Source organism: Ideonella livida, from assembly GCF_010499455.1.
GTDB lineage: Bacteria > Pseudomonadota > Gammaproteobacteria > Burkholderiales > Burkholderiaceae_C > Ideonella > Ideonella livida.
In genome coordinates, this window is the sequence record NZ_JAAGOH010000005.1 from 23,590 (window position 1) to 38,850 (window position 15,261).

At 65.8% G+C, this 15,261-nt stretch carries 13 protein-coding genes; 1 reads left to right on the forward strand and 12 read right to left on the reverse strand.

Annotated elements, in window-relative coordinates; all coding sequences use genetic code 11:
• Nucleotides 1-67: 67 nt before the first annotated feature.
• Nucleotides 68-814 (reverse strand): 30S ribosomal protein S2, encoded by a 747-nt coding sequence (gene rpsB, locus G3A44_RS05700; protein WP_163456554.1) that lies wholly within the window; start codon nucleotides 812-814, stop codon nucleotides 68-70.
• A gap of 345 nt (nucleotides 815-1,159) precedes the next feature.
• On the opposite strand from rpsB, the gene G3A44_RS05705 reads away from it, so the two are divergent.
• Nucleotides 1,160-2,896 (forward strand): NAD(P)H-hydrate epimerase, encoded by a 1,737-nt coding sequence (locus tag G3A44_RS05705; protein ID WP_163456555.1) that lies wholly within the window; start codon nucleotides 1,160-1,162, stop codon nucleotides 2,894-2,896.
• 41 nt (nucleotides 2,897-2,937) lie between these two features.
• Here the strand turns inward: G3A44_RS05705 and rnr are convergent, their stop codons facing one another.
• From rnr to G3A44_RS05760, 11 genes are all read right to left on the reverse strand, one after another.
• Nucleotides 2,938-5,241, reverse strand: a complete 2,304-nt coding sequence (rnr, locus tag G3A44_RS05710) for a ribonuclease R (protein ID WP_375138636.1) — start codon at nucleotides 5,239-5,241, stop codon at nucleotides 2,938-2,940.
• Nucleotides 5,242-5,409: 168 nt separating this feature from the next.
• Nucleotides 5,410-5,931, reverse strand: coding sequence for a phosphoribosyltransferase (locus tag G3A44_RS05715; RefSeq protein ID WP_163456556.1), 522 nt, complete (start codon nucleotides 5,929-5,931; stop codon nucleotides 5,410-5,412).
• Nucleotides 5,932-5,977: 46 nt separating this feature from the next.
• Complete coding sequence (locus G3A44_RS05720) at nucleotides 5,978-7,372, reverse strand: adenylosuccinate synthase (protein ID WP_163456557.1); 1,395 nt, start codon at nucleotides 7,370-7,372, stop codon at nucleotides 5,978-5,980.
• Nucleotides 7,373-7,413: 41 nt separating this feature from the next.
• Nucleotides 7,414-8,574, reverse strand: a complete 1,161-nt coding sequence (locus tag G3A44_RS05725; protein WP_163456558.1) for an ATP phosphoribosyltransferase regulatory subunit — start codon at nucleotides 8,572-8,574, stop codon at nucleotides 7,414-7,416.
• Nucleotides 8,575-8,694: 120 nt separating this feature from the next.
• Nucleotides 8,695-8,877, reverse strand: a complete 183-nt coding sequence (locus G3A44_RS05730) for a DUF2065 family protein (RefSeq protein WP_163456559.1) — start codon at nucleotides 8,875-8,877, stop codon at nucleotides 8,695-8,697.
• A 27-nt stretch (nucleotides 8,878-8,904) separates the two neighbouring features.
• The gene (gene hflC, locus G3A44_RS05735; protein WP_163456560.1) at nucleotides 8,905-9,798 is read right to left on the reverse strand and encodes a protease modulator HflC; all 894 of its coding nucleotides are present in this window, start codon (nucleotides 9,796-9,798) and stop codon (nucleotides 8,905-8,907) included.
• A gap of 13 nt (nucleotides 9,799-9,811) precedes the next feature.
• Nucleotides 9,812-11,131: an FtsH protease activity modulator HflK gene (hflK, locus tag G3A44_RS05740; protein ID WP_163456561.1), complete on the reverse strand. Its 1,320-nt coding sequence runs from the start codon at nucleotides 11,129-11,131 to the stop codon at nucleotides 9,812-9,814.
• Nucleotides 11,132-11,174: 43 nt separating this feature from the next.
• Nucleotides 11,175-12,410, reverse strand: a complete 1,236-nt coding sequence (hflX, locus tag G3A44_RS05745; protein WP_203561305.1) for a GTPase HflX — start codon at nucleotides 12,408-12,410, stop codon at nucleotides 11,175-11,177.
• Nucleotides 12,411-12,438: 28 nt separating this feature from the next.
• Nucleotides 12,439-12,681, reverse strand: a complete 243-nt coding sequence (gene hfq, locus G3A44_RS05750; protein ID WP_163456562.1) for an RNA chaperone Hfq — start codon at nucleotides 12,679-12,681, stop codon at nucleotides 12,439-12,441.
• 107 nt (nucleotides 12,682-12,788) lie between these two features.
• Complete coding sequence (der, locus tag G3A44_RS05755) at nucleotides 12,789-14,135, reverse strand: ribosome biogenesis GTPase Der (RefSeq protein ID WP_163456563.1); 1,347 nt, start codon at nucleotides 14,133-14,135, stop codon at nucleotides 12,789-12,791.
• A gap of 46 nt (nucleotides 14,136-14,181) precedes the next feature.
• Nucleotides 14,182-15,258, reverse strand: a complete 1,077-nt coding sequence (locus G3A44_RS05760; RefSeq protein ID WP_310734334.1) for an outer membrane protein assembly factor BamB — start codon at nucleotides 15,256-15,258, stop codon at nucleotides 14,182-14,184.
• Nucleotides 15,259-15,261: the final 3 nt, after the last annotated feature.

Below are 15,261 nucleotides of genomic sequence, written 5' to 3' on the forward strand. Positions count from 1 at the left end.
CGAGGGTATCGAGGTGTGAAAAAGGGGCTGTGACAGCCCCCTTTTTCACCAGCGCGGGAAACGCGGGTCAGGCTTCTTCGCTGACTTCCACGAACTCGTCGCCGTCGGCGGCCACAGCCTGCACCACTTCGTTGGTGGCAGCCGCCTTGCCTTCCAGCACGGCATCGGCAATGGCCTTGGCGTACAGCGCCACAGCCTTGGCGGAGTCGTCGTTGCCCGGAATCACGTAGTCCACGCCATCCGGGGAGTGGTTGGTGTCAACCACGCCGACGACCGGGATGCCCAGCTTGTTGGCTTCGGCCACGGCAATCTTGTGGAAACCCACGTCGATCACGAAGATGGCGTCCGGCAGGGAGTTCATGTCCTGGATGCCGCCGATGTCCTTCTCGAGCTTGGCCAGCTCGCGATCGAACAACAGGGCTTCCTTCTTGATGCGCATCTCGGAGCCGGACTCCTTCTGAGCCTGCATGTCCTTGAGCTTCTTCAGGGAGCCCTTGACCGTCTTGTAGTTGGTCAGCATGCCACCCAGCCAGCGGGTGTCGACATAGGGCATGCCGCAACGCTGGGCTTCCATGGCCACCACGTCACGAGCCTGGCGCTTGGTGCCCACCAGCAGGATGGTGCCGCGCTTGGCCGACAGCTGGCGCACGAACTTGAGAGCTTCCTCGAACTTCGGGAGGGTCTTCTCAAGGTTGATGATGTGGATCTTGTTGCGATGGCCGTAGATGAACGGGGCCATCTTGGGGTTCCAGAAGCGGGTCTGGTGTCCAAAGTGGACACCGGCTTCCAGCATTTCGCGCATAGAAACGGACATGGTCATGCTCCGAAGGTTGGGACTGGAGCGCCGGCCTGATCCGGTGCAGCCTGGGAAAGACCGCGCGGACACCTCGAATGCCGGGCTCGCGATTAAGAGGACCGCCACCGGCCACATGCCGGAAACGGGAACCTCACGACGGTTGTGCGCCGCCACTTTGAAGAGCGGCAGTGAACGCGACAGCTTCTAAAGAGAGCTCCCCAAGAAAAGCCGCGTCGAGCACAACCCGTAAGTGTAGCAGGACTCACGACAAGACCCCACCAAGCTGCACCCACCGCAAGCCGCCCTCGGGCAGCGGTACTGGAACCCCACGATCGACCACGCCCCAAGGTGTAGCCTCACGTCATGCCCCCACACCGCCTTGAGGCCTCCGATGCGGCGCTGTCCACCGCCCTGCACCGCCTGCTGCCCCCCGATCACGATCTCCCTTTGACCTCGACCGCACAGGCCCGCCGCGTGGAGCAAGCTGCGCGAGACACCCTGCCGGCCTTCACGCTGCTCCCGCATGCCGGCCTGATGGTGGCCCGGTGGATACGTGCACTGCATCCGCATGCATCGCGGATCTGGGTGATATGCGGCCCGGGACACAATGGCGGAGACGGGCTGGTGGCCGCAAGCTGGTTGCAGCGTTGGGGCGCACAGGTGGAGGTCAGCCTGCTGGCCGCCGCCGAACAACTGCCGCCTGAGGCAGGCCAGGCCTTGGCTGTAGCCAGACAAGCTGGCGTGCAGATCCACCAAGACCCGACGCCCCGGCATCGCCCCATGCTGACCGTGGATGCCCTGCTGGGCCTGGGCCAACGCCGTGCCCCGGAAGGGGCCATGGCCTGCGCCCTGAGATGGGCCGCAAAAGGTCGGCAGCATGGGGTATCCGTGCTTGCGGTGGACCTGCCCACCGGCCTGCACGACGAAACCGGACAACCGACAGGAGGCCTCCCGGGTGGCGCGGACGCCACGCTTTGCCTGCTCACCCTCAAACCAGGCCTGTTCACCGGACAAGGCCGCGATTGGGCGGGAGCCCTGTGGTGGGCCCCCCTGCTGCCGCCGGAACACCCCGCCTGGCAAAAAGCGGAAGGCTCGCTCCGGCTGTCAGGGCGCACGGCGCGGCAACGGGCATTGGCACCACGCCAGCACCATCAGCACAAAGGCAGCTTTGGAGACGTGTGGGTGCTGGGTGGCGCCCCGGGCATGCAGGGGGCCGCCATGCTGGCCGCCGGTGCCGCCCTGCATGCCGGCGCGGGCCGCGTCTACTGGTGCCCACCGGGCGCGGGAGGCCTTGCCCCGGCCGCCCCGTCCCCATGGCCCGCGCTGATGACACGCCCTCCAGGCGCCTGGCAATCCTCAGGGGTGCTGGAGCATGGGGTGACCGTCTGCGGGTGTGGCGCCGGGACAGATCTTCAGACCGACCTGGCCGAGATCCTGCTCAGGGCGCAGCGCCTGGTGTTGGACGCAGATGCCTTGAATCTGATCGCTGCCCATCCTGAACTGCCAGGCCTGACCCGGTCGCGCGCTGGCCGGGGTCAGGTGACGGTGGCGACACCCCACCCCCTGGAAGCGGCGCGCCTGTTGCAGACCTCCACGGCGCTTGTCGCCCAAAACCGGGTGCAAGCCGCACGCGACCTGGCCCAAACCTTGGCTTGCGCCGTGGTGCTGAAGGGCTCTGGCTCGGTGGTGGCCACACCTTCTGCCGCCTGGGATCCAAGCACTGCCGAGCAAGCCGCCCCGCCCCCTCCACCCACTTGGATCAATCCCACCGGCCATGCACGCCTGGCCACCGCCGGCTCGGGCGATGTGCTGGCCGGCTGGCTGGGCGGCCTGTGGTCCAGCCTCCCGGCCACTACACATCCACTGGCCGACGTCACCGACAGCAGACTGCCGTCGGCAGCCCCTCTACCCCGGTGCGAACCCGCATGGGAAGCGGCATTGGCGGCCTGTCTGCTGGCCGTGTGGTGGCACGGTCGTGCGGCAGAACCCAGGCAGGACAGCCCCACCCAGACAGCAGGACACGGAGCTAGACGCGTGGAAGACTTCCTCCCCTTACCCGCCCAGGACCTGATCTCCGCCATGACACGCGTATCGCCCTGACGCCATGCGGGGGCAGTGTCCCCTGCCGCCCCACCTTCGCATCAGCGGCGTTTGCCACGGACCGGGGCGCCGCCAGACACCTTGGCTGCACCGCGCTCCCCCTTGCCGCCCCGTGCAGGGGCACGCGGCGTTGCCGCCCCTCCACCGCGCCCCCGCCCCTCTGCGGTTGACTGGCGGCTTTGCCGTGCCGAACGGGCCGCGCGCTTGTGAGCGCGGTCCGCCTGCAGCACCACCGACAGGGCCTCTTCAGCGCCGACCTCGGCCTCAGGGGTCGCGCTTCGCGACCCACCACGACCCGAGGCAACGGACCTTCCTCGCTCCAGCAGGCGGTCGGTCTCACCTTCACGCACCACCCTGAAATCGATGCGCCGACCATCCAGGTCCACACGGCTGACCTGCACACGGACCTTGCCACCCAGCACGTACCGAAGACCGGTGCGCTCTCCGCGCAGTTCCTGCCTCACTTCGTCATGGCGGAAATACTCCCCACCCAACTCCGTGATGTGCACCAACCCCTCCACGTAAAGGCTGTCGAGCGTGACGAAAAGGCCGAATGGGGCAACGCCCGAAACGGTCCCGGTGAATTCCTCGCCCAAGTGCTCGCGCATGTAGCGGCACTTGAGCCAGGCTTCCACGTCCTTGGAGGCCTCATCGGCGCGCCGCTCGTTGGCACTGCAATGCTGCCCCCATTCGCGCCACTGCTCCAAGTCAGGCCGGTAGCGGCGGCGGCGACTGCCGGACTTCTCCGTTGCGCTGGCCAACAGCTCCTTGAGGACGCGATGCACCAGCAAATCCGGGTAGCGACGGATGGGACTGGTGAAATGGGTGTAGGCCTCATAGGCCAGCCCGAAGTGGCCTGCGTTGTCAGGGCTGTAGATCGCCTGCTGCATGGAACGAAGCAAATGCGTCTGGATCTGGGCGGCATCAGGCCTGTCACGGGTGGCCTGCAGCAACGCCTGATAGTCCGCTGGCCGAGGCTCCTCCGGCAGCGAGGCCGGCACGCCCATGACACGCAAATAGTCCGCCAACGCCCGGCGCTTCTCTGGCGTGGGGCCCTCATGCACTCGAAAGAGTGCGGGCAAACCAGACTGCAGGATGAAGTCCGCCGCACAGACGTTGGCCGCCAGCATGGCTTCCTCGATCAAGCGGTGGGCATCGTTGCGCACCCGCGGCACGATCTGCTGGATGCGCCCCTGCTCGTCGCTGATGATCTGGGTTTCGGTCGTCTCAAAGTCCGCCGCCCCACGCCGGCGCCGGGCGCGCTGCAGCAGCAGGAACACCTCATGCAGATTCTGCAACTGCGGCAACCAGGCCCGGGCACGCTGGCCTTCGGGCGTTGGGGCCTGACCCAAGGCGGACGCGACCTCGGTATAGGTCAAACGCGCATGGGACCGGATGGTGGCGGCAAAAAACTGATAGGCCTCCACCTCACCGTCGCCATTGACGACCATGTCGCAGACCATGGACAGGCGGTCCACTTCAGGGTTGAGCGAACACAACCCATTGGACAACGCCTCCGGCAGCATGGGGATCACGCGCCGCGGGAAATACACGGAGGTGGCCCGTTCAAGCGCCTGCTCATCCAGCGCGTCACCGGGGCGCACGTAGTGGCTCACATCGGCAATGGCCACCACCAAGCGCCATGCATCGGGGTCTGCCGTCGGATCGCTGTCACGAAGCGGCTCGGCATACACGGCGTCATCGAAATCCCGTGCGTCATCGCCATCAATGGTGACCAGGGCCACATCGCGCAGGTCGAGGCGCCCGCGCCGGTCCACGGCACGCACAACGGGAGACAAGGCCTCGGCCTGCGCCACCGCCGCCGCACTGAAGACATGCGGCACGTCGTACTTACGCACCGCAATCTCGATCTCCAGGCCAGGGTCATCCACCTCGCCCAGGATCTCGACCACGCGCCCCACCGGCCGAGCCTGCAAGGCAGGGGCCTCGATCAGCTCCACCGCCACCACCTGGCCGGGACTGGCACCGGCGGTGCCGGTCTTGGGAATGAGGATATCCTGGCCGTAACGCCGATCTTCAGGCGCCAGCAGCCACGCGCCGCCCTCCTGGAGCAATCGCCCCATGATGGGACCTTTGCGACGCTCCAGGATTTCAACCACCCGACCTTCAGGCCTGCCCTTGCGGTCGTGGCCGGTGACTTGCGCCCTCACGCGGTCCTGATGCATCACCCCCCGCATCTCGGTGGCGGGGATGAACAGGCCCGGCCCCCCTTCGGCGGGCTGGACCACACCATGGCCTTCACGGTGCCCCTGCACGGTGCCCACACATTCGATGGACTGCACGGACTTGGCCGCCGTCACGGCCTTCTTCAGTCGGGTCTTGATCTCGGTACCCTATGGTGAAACCCACCAGACGGACCGGCCCCAACTCGAAGGCTGCCTCCGCAGCCCCAGCAAGGGCGCCCATCATGGAGAGCCTAGCCGGCAGCCATGGCACCGCGCGCTGCCTGGACGCGGGTCTGCAGACAGGCCTGGCGGCCTGCCCTGTGCGAATCAGACCGAGAACTTGCGGGCCAGACCATCCGGTCGCAGGTTGTCGTACTCCTCGAAAGGCTGGTGAATCCAAGGACTGGTCGCCAGCATCTCGACATAGTAGTCGGGGGTGTAGGACGACACGGCCTTCGTCCAGATCACGGCGGAGCGGAGCTCCTGGATCGCCGGCATGCCGCGCAGCCGGTCCACCACAGCCTTCAAGGTCACGCCCGAGTCCGCCAGGTCATCCACCAGCAACACGCGACCGGCAAGTTCGCCCTTGGGCATGGTGATGTACTTGGCCATGTCCAGCCGGCCCTGGATCGTGCCAGCCTCGGCACGGTAGGAACTCGTGGACATGATGGCCAGCGGCTTGTCGAAGACACGGGACAGGACATCGCCAGGGCGCATGCCGCCACGGGCCAGACACAGGATTTGGTCAAACTCCCAGCCGGAGTTGTGGACCTTCAGCGCCAAACGCTCGATGAGCATGTGGTACTCGTCCCAAGAGACGTACAGGTGCTTGCCGTCATCAGTCAGCATGGATTGAGCCTTCCAGCGGTAGAAATGAGGTGCCGGTTCGGCACGGTCAGGCTGCGAACGGGTGGCGCAGCAGGATGGTGTGGTCGCGATCCGGACTGGTGGAGATCACGTGGATCGGCACACCGGTCACCGCCTCAATACGGTCCAGGTACTGACGCGCCGCCAAGGGCAGCAGGGCCCGGTCGGTCACCCCGACGGTGGAATCGGTCCAACCCGGCAGCACCTCGTAGATCGGCACGCATCGGGCGATCTCGTCGGCGCCCATGGGCAGCAGGTCGATGCGCTCCCCATCGAGCTCGTAGCCGACGCACAGCTTGAGCTCGGTCAGACCATCCAGCACATCAAGCTTGGTGATGCACAGGCCCGACAGGCCATTGACCTGCGCCGAGCGCTTGAGCAGCGCCGCATCAAACCAGCCACAACGGCGGGAGCGCCCAGTCGTCACCCCCTTCTCGGCCCCCACCGTGCTCATGTGGTAACCAGGGGTACCCGGCTTCTCCCACTCCAGCTCGGTCGGGAACGGACCGCCACCCACCCGGGTGCAGTAGGCCTTGGTGATGCCCAGCACGTAATGCAGCATGCCAGGGCCCACGCCAGAGCCCGCCGCGGCGTTGCCCGCCACGCAATTGCTGGAGGTCACGTAAGGATAGGTGCCGTGGTCGACATCCAACAACGTGCCCTGCGCGCCCTCAAAGAGCAGGTTCTGGCCCGCAGCATGGGCCTCATTCAGCTCCCGCGACACGTCGGCCATCATCGGCTTGAGCAGCTCCGCCAGGCGCATGGCTTCAGCGTAGACCGGCTCGAACTGCACCTCACCCCCCACGATGTAGGGCTTGAGCGCGTCACCAAAGGTGAAGCTGGCAGAGCCCAGGTAGGTCGTGAGCACATGGTTGTGCAAGGCCAGCAGTTCGCGCAGCTTGGCCGCGAAACGCTCAGGGAATCGCAGGTCCTGGACGCGCAGGGCACGGCGGGCGATCTTGTCCTCGTAAGCCGGACCGATGCCGCGCCCGGTGGTGCCGATCTTCTCAGCCCCCCCCTGTTCCCGCGCCGCCTCTCGGGCCACATCCAAGGCCGCGTGGAACGGCAGGATCAATGGGCAGCCTTCGCTCACCCGCAGGCGGCTGCGGACTTCCACGCCCGCACGCTCCAGGCCCTCGATCTCCTCGAAGAGCTTGCTGGCCGACAGCACCACACCGTTGCCGATGTAGCACTTGACGCCTGGCCGCATGATGCCCGACGGAATCAGATGCAAGGCGGTCTTGACGCCATTGATCACCAACGTGTGACCCGCGTTGTGACCCCCTTGGAAGCGCACGACCCCTTGGGCGGACTCGGTCAGCCAGTCCACCAGCTTGCCCTTGCCTTCGTCACCCCACTGGGTACCCACCACCACGACGTTGCGACCGCGGGCCGACACGCTTGCCTTGTTGCCTTGTTCCATGGCGAATCAGTTCTCAAAAAGTTGGAAGGCGTGGCGCTGATTCAAAGCGCCCGCAGGGCCCAGCGCCCGTCGATCTCGAACAGTTCCCGATCGCAGAGAAACTCGTCCGTTTCGTGCTCGTGCCCCGGAAGCACGCACACCACCGTCTCTCCGTCCTGCCTCAGGCGGCGCACCGCCGCACGCAGGCCCGGATCCTCGCCCCAAGGCGCGCGGATTGCAGCGCGCGGAGGCGTGTCTCCCACGCGGGGCGACAGCAGCTTGAGGTCGAGGCTGGCACCCACCGCGGGGCGGCGACGGCCAAAGACGGCCCCAACCTCGTCATAGCGACCACCACGCGCCAGGGAGTTCACCGCCCCTTCGCCGTAGGCCGCAAAGCGCACACCACTGTAGTAGGCGTAGCCACTCATGTCGGCCAGATCAAAGCCGACCCGCACGTCCGGGCAACTGGCACGGAGATGGCCACAGAGCCAGGCCAGATCATCCAGGGCCTGGGTGATCACGGGATCCTGCGGCAGCAGACCGCGAGCCCGCTCAAGCACCTGCTCGCCACCGTACAGGTCCGGCAACTGCAGCACCGCCCGGCGCAACGTCTCAGGCCATTCGGCGGACAGGCGGGCCAGCAACTCCTGATCCTTGGCGGTCAGGGCGGCGACCAACTCCGCGGCATCGATCCCGGCGGGCGCGCGGGCCAGCAAGGCCCGCACAATCCGCGCGTCGCCCAGATCCACCGTCAGGCGCTTGACGCCGGAAGCAGCCAAGCCATCGAGCACCAGTTCCATCACTTCCAGCTCGGCCTCAAGACCGGCGTGACCGAAGATCTCGACCCCCAGCTGAAGCGGCTCTCGCCCAACATGCAGCCCCGCAGGCAGCGCATGCAGCACCGGTCCGCAGTAGCACAGACGGGTCACGCCACGACGATTGAGCAAGTGGGCATCGATGCGCGCCACCTGGGGGGTGGTGTCAGCCCGAAGCCCCAAGGTACGACCACTGAGCTGGTCCACCAACTTGAAGGTCTTGAGGTCCAGCTCGCGTCCCGTACCGGACAGCAAGGACTCCAGATGCTCCAGCAAGGGAGGCATCACCAATTCGAAGCCGTGTGCGCGGGCCAGATCCAGCCACAAACGCCTCAGCTCCTCGATGCGACGGGCCTCTGAGGGCAGCACGTCGGCCAGATGCTCCGGCAGCAGCCAAGCAGAGGACATGAATGAGCACGTGGTTAAAAACAGGATTGTACCTGCCGTGCATGGCCGGAGATTGAATCCACCCCTGCCAACCACCCCGCGCCGCCACATCCGCAGGTCCAACACCTGCCCTCTGCAGGCTCAACGCCACCAGAGCAAGATCAAGCCAAGCCCCAAACAGACCGCGCCCACCAAGCGAATTTGCCGATCTTCCAAGCGGACCAGCTGGGCAAAGACCTCACGCCACAGCCCAGGCGCCAAAAAAGGCAGCAAGCCCTCCAGCAGCAGGGCCAGACCGGCCGCCAACCAGAGGGCGTCAGCCATGCGCAGGCACGGCCTTCATGCCCAACATCACTTCTTGGCAGGACCCGGCGCAGCGCTGCCACCGCGCATGGCCCGGAAGAAATCGCTGCTCGGATCCACCACCATCACGTCCTGCTTGTTACGGAAGCTGGCGCGGTAGGCCTCGAGGCTGCGGTAGAACTGGGCGAATTGGGGATCCTTGCCAAAGGCCCCGGCATAGAGCGACGAGGCACGGGCGTCGCCCTCGCCCTTGATCTTCTGCGCATCGCGGTACGCCTCGGCGATGATGACCTCACGCTGGCGGTCGGCATCAGCGCGGATCTTCTCTCCTTCGGCGGAACCTTGGGAGCGCAGCTGGTTGGCCACCTGCTTACGCTCCGACTCCATTCGACGGTAGACGGAATCCGTGATATTGGCCACAAAATCAACGCGCTTGACGCGCACATCCACGATTTCGATGCCGAAGGCCTTGGCTTCCTCGGACAACCGGTTGCGCACATCGGTCATCACCCGATCACGCTCGCTGGCCAGCATCCCGCCCACTGTGCGCTTGGTGATTTCCTCATTGAAGGCCGCCTGCACCACAGGACTCAGGCGCAAGTCCACGTTCCGCAGGTCCACGCCGTTGTTGCGGATGAACTGACGCGGCTCTGCGATTCGCCATTTCACCAGCCAATCCACCACCACGCTCTTCTTCTCGGCGGTGAAGATCGGACGGGATTCCGGACTGTCCAGCGTCTGGATGCGGCGATCCAGGAAAACGACATTCTGGAAGGGCGGGGGCAGCTTGGCATGCAGCCCCGGCTCTGCGATGACTTCACGGATCTCACCCAGCGCATAGATCACGCCAACCTGGGTCTGATCCACCACGAACAGGCTGCTGGAAGCGGCGATGACTGCCACCAGACCTGCGCCCAGGCCAAGGGCCACTCGGTTGCTCATTGCAGAAGTCTCCTCAGCGGGTGTCGCGATCGCGGCTGCGGGCGGTATCACGGGCCCGCGCGTCCGCGGAGGCCGCCGTGGACGGCTCACCGGAGGCCGGCGTCGCCGGACTGTTGGACACCGCAGGCGCCGGCGTGGCCGGAGCCCCGGCCTGCATCAGCTTGTCCAGCGGCAAATACAGAAGATTGGAACCGGAGCGGCTGTCCACCATCACCTTGGTGACGTTGGCATACACCTGCTGCATGGTGTCCAGGTACAGGCGGTCGCGGGTCACCCCCGGCGCCTTCTGGTACTCCGCCAACACACTACTGAAGCGCTGGGCATCGCCCTCGGCCTGGGCGACCACACGGGACCGGTAGCCCTCAGCCTCCTCCAGCAACCGGGCGGCTGTACCTTGGGCCTTGGGGATCACGTCACTCGCGTAGGCCTGCCCTTCATTCTTGAAACGGTCACGGTCTGCGCCAGCGCGGACCGCGTCGTCGAAGGCCGCCTGCACCTGCTCCGGCACTTGGACATGCTGCAGGTTGACGTTGGCCACCGCGATACCGGCGTTCAGCCGGTCCATCTGGTTTTGGATGGATTTCACCAAATCCGCAGCGATGGCGTCGCGTCGCTCGTACAGCACCGAGTCGACCTTGCTTCGCCCAACGATCTCGCGCACCGCGGACTCCGCTGCCTGCATCACCGCCTCGTCCGGATCTCGATTCTCGAACAGGAAGGCCCGGGCGTCCTTCAGGCGGTATTGCACAGAAAAGCGGATGTCCACGATGTTCTCGTCCTGCGTCAGCATGGACGAGTCACGCAACCCTGTGGCGGCGACGATGTTGCTTCGACCAATCTCAATGGTGCGCAACTGGGTGACCGCCACCGTACGGTGCTGCTGCACCGGATAGGGCAGGCGCCACTGCAGGCCGGCACCCACGGTGCTGGAATACTTGCCAAAGGTGGTGATGACGGCTTGTTGGCCTTCCTGCACGATGAAGACGCCGCTGCCAGCCCAGATGAGCACAACCAAGCCGCCGATCATGCCCAGGCCAAAGCGCGCTCCCTTGAAATCCGGCGGCAAGCCACCACCAGCCTCGGGCGGCGGCTCATCGGAGCGGCCGGGACCACCAGCGCCCTGACGGCCAAACAGGCCATTGAGCTTGCGGTTGAAATCGCGCCAAAGCTCGTCTAAGTCGGGCGGGCCATCGTTGCGCCCGTTGTGAAGCACCGACCAGCCTCGCTGCCACAGGCGGCGCAGCGCGTGGGGAACCGGGCGCAGGGCCTGCGCCGGAGGCGACGGCGAGGCCGTGTCGGCCAGCAAGGGATCCGGTGTGTGGAGTTTGTCCATGGCTTATTCCGTCGTCATGGTGAAGTCGTCTCAGGAGTCCGAGTCAGCCGGCCGGGCTAGGTTCCCCGGAACTCACGGCCACCGTGCTGCCATCGGGCAAGATGAAGCCGCTAGGGACGGTTTTCAAGCCATCGCGGGCCGCGACCCGCGAGGCGATAAGGCGCCGAAGCGCATCCAGTCCTTCGCCCGTCAGAGCACTCACCGCCACCCGTGTGACCGGAGTGTCATGGGCGCCCGGCACCTGACCGACCAGTTCATGCGGGCGGCGGCTGTCTTCCAACAGGTCGAGCTTGTTCCACACGTGGACCTGCTCGATGTCCTGCGCCCCGATCTCCGCGAGCACACGTTCGACTTCGACCTGCTGTTCGCGCCAGTTCGGGCTGGACACGTCCATGACATGCAGCAGAAGGTCGGCATCGGCGGCCTCCTGCAAGGTGGCCTGGAACGCCTCGACCAGCTTGTGGGGCAAATCTCGGATGAAGCCGACGGTGTCCGAGAGGGACACGGAACAGCCCACATCGCCGAGGAACATCGACCGGGTGGTCGTGTCCAGCGTGGCAAAGAGCTGGTCGGCGGCGTAGGTGCGGGCCTTGACGAGGGCATTGAACAACGTGGACTTACCAGCGTTGGTGTAGCCCACCAGCGACACACGGAAAGTGCCGCTGCGCTCGCGCGCCTTGCGCTGGGTCCCGCGCTGCCGCTGCACCTTGTGCAGCCGCTCCTTGATGGCCTTGATGCGGTCACCAATCATGCGCCGATCCAGCTCGATCTGCGCCTCACCAGGACCGCCACGGTGGCCTACACCACCGCGCTGACGCTCAAGGTGGGTCCAACGGCGCACCAGGCGAGTGGAGAGGTATTGCAACTGGGCCAGCTCCACCTGGAGCTTGCCTTCGTGGCTCTGGGCGCGCGCGGCAAAGATCTCGAGGATGAGGGCCGTCCGGTCGGAAACCGGGACGCCCAACAGCCGTTCCAGATTGCGCTGCTGAGCCGGCGACAGGGCCTGGTCGAAGATCACACCCTGCGCCTTGTGCGCCTGCACAAGAAGCAAGATCTCTTCGGCTTTCCCGCTGCCTACGAAGAGGGCGGGATCGGGTGCCTTGCGTTTGGCCGCCAGACGGGCCAATACGACATCCCCGGCGGACTCGGCCAGCAGCGCGAGTTCGTCCAGGGAAGCGTCAAAGGCATGTCCCGGCCCCAGATCCACCCCCACCAGCACAACGCCCGCGTGGGCGTCAGCGCTGGTTTGCACAGGGTCCTTGGGAGAGTTTCCGTTCAAGATGGAGACGGTCTGCCGCAGGTCGGTTTCAGTGGTTGTCGGCGCTGTCGGCCGGATGGAAGTTCACCGCGCGGCCCGGCACGACGGTGGAAATCGCATGCTTGTAGACCATCTGGGTGACGGTGTTGCGCAGCAGGACCACGTACTGGTCGAAGGATTCGATGTGGCCTTGCAGCTTGATGCCGTTGACCAGATAGATCGAAACCGGGACATGCTCCTTGCGCAGCAGGTTCAGAAAGGGATCTTGCAGGAGTTGTCCTTTGTTGCTCACGATATGCTCCGTGTTGGAAGTCGGTGGAGTGATGCGGTGGACGTTAACACAGGCAGGCAAAGACCCCGCACCAGTGTGTCAAGCATCTACCGGGCAGCAGCCGCGATTCAGTCGGCGCCGTCGGTGAAGGGGTTGTGCGAGGTCTTGAACTCGATGCGCAGGGGCGTGCCCACCAGTTTGAAATGTTCGCGGAAGCGACCTTCCAGAAAGCGCCGGTACGCATCACTCACCCCATCCAGGGCGTTGCCGTGGATCACGATGATCGGCGGGTTCATGCCGCCCTGGTGGGCATAGCGCATCTTGGGCCGGGACAGGCCCGCCCGCTTGGGCGCTTGGTGGGCTGCCGCTTCATGCACCAGTCGGGTGAGCACTGGGGTCGGCATCTTGCACACGGAAGACCGGTAGGCGTCACCGATAGCCTTCCACAGCGGTCCGAGGCCCTGGCGCCGCAGCGCAGAAATGTGTACGACCGGCGCGAACCGGAGGAAGGCCAGTCGCGTCTCGATGGACCGCTCCAGCAGCTCACGCTGGTAGCCATCAATTGCGTCCCACTTGTTGATCGCCACCACCACCGCGCGCCCAGAGTCGAGCACGTAACCGGCGATATGGGCATCCTGTTCGCTGACCCCCTGCGTCGCGTCCACCATCAGGACGACCACATTGGCGTCAGCAATGGCCTGCAGCGTCTTGACCACCGAGAACTTCTCGATGGCCTCAAACACCTTGCCCTTGCGCCGCAACCCCGCGGTGTCGATCAACTCGAAACGCTGGCCATCGCGCTCCAGCGGCACTTTGATGGCGTCGCGCGTGGTGCCGGGCATGTCAAAGGCAATGAGGCGCTCCTCGCCCAGCCAAGCGTTGATCAGCGTGCTTTTGCCCACATTGGGACGTCCGGCCACGGCCAGCCGGACCGGACGATCCTGGGTAGCGGCCTCTTCGTCCCCCGCCTCCGGCTCGGGCTCAGACACCATGTCCAGCGCCGCCTCCACCAGACTGCGGATGCCTTGGCCGTGGGCCGCGGAGACGGGCATGGGCTCACCCAGGCCCAGCTCATGGAACTCAGCCAGCAACGGCGATTCCTGCATGCCCTCGGCTTTGTTGACGACCAACAGCACCCGCTTGTTGGCCTGCCGGAGGTAGCGGGAAATTTCCATGTCTTGGGCCGACAAGCCCAGGCGCACATCGGTGACAAACACCACCACATCTGCTTCCGCGACAGCCTGGCGGGTCTGCTTGGCCATTTCGCGCACGATGCCGGTGCTGCTGTCGGGCTCGAAGCCACCGGTGTCGATCACGATGAACTCGCGCGAACCCAGGCGGCCGTCCCCGTAGTGCCGGTCACGGGTCAAGCCCGCGAAGTCGGCCACGATGGCGTCACGGCTCTTGGTCAGCCGGTTGAACAGGGTGGATTTGCCTACGTTTGGCCGGCCCACGAGGGCAATCACTGGTTTCAAGTCTTCTTCTCCAAGGAGCGTCGGCCCGCGGCCGACCGCCCTCAATTCATCGCCACTGCAGGGCCAACAGGCTGCCCTTGGACGTCACCACCAGCACCCGACCGTCAGGCAGCGACATCGGCGCCTGCCGGATGGCACTGCCGTCGGTCTCCATGCGCATCAGCGCGTCTCCCGCCTCGCGGGAGAAGAGGTGGAGCCACCCCTGGGTGTCGCCCACCAGAAGCCCCTGGGGCAACAGAGCCGGCGCCCCGAGCCCGCGGTATAGCAGCGCTTCTTGCAACCAGGCCTGCTCACCCCGATTCCGACGTCTGACCACGATCCGGTCGGCGCCGTCCACGGACGCCAGGACTTCACGGTCCGCGGCCACAGCCCCCACACCCCCCATGGGGGCCGACCACTGGACGGCTGCACGCTCGGTGTCGACGCAACCCACGGCGTTCTGGAAGGCCCGCATGCACAGTACCCGTCCGTCCCGGGCCACCGGCCCCACCAGATCGGCCAGCCGCTCCACCTCATTGGTGCCGCGCGGGGAGGCCACCAGAACCTCCCAGCGCACCTGGCCATTCAGGGGGTCGACCCCCAACAGGCGCGAGGCATGGCCCACCACCAGGGTATCGCCCACCGCAGTGAGTACCCCGAACTGGGACAGCGTGAGCGGATCTGCCGGGCGGCGCAACGTCCACAGCCGGTGGCCATCGCGCACATCAAAGGCATGGACACTGCGGTCCACCGCCTGAACGAAAACGCGCTCACCCGCCACCAGCGGCGGAGTGGCCACGTGGACACCCAATCGATCGCGCCACTTGACCCCGTCTCGGGTCAACACCTGCAGTTCCTGGTCCTGGGTCACCACGGCCACATGCTGGCCGTCATAGCCCGGCCCCGTCGCCAATGGTCGCGCCAGCGCTACACGCCACTGTTGGGTGCCATTCAAGTCCAGTGCCTGGACCTCACCCTCATCGCTGGCCACCAGCAACTGGTCCGCCTTGAGGGCAACGCCGCCGCGAAGCAGGCCACCGACGCGTTGCTGCCACGCAGTCTTCGCCGAAACCTTGGCCACCAGAGGCTGCAGTTCAGCAGGCTTGGGTCGATCGGACGATGCGCATGCCCCCAGCAGCAGCACCAA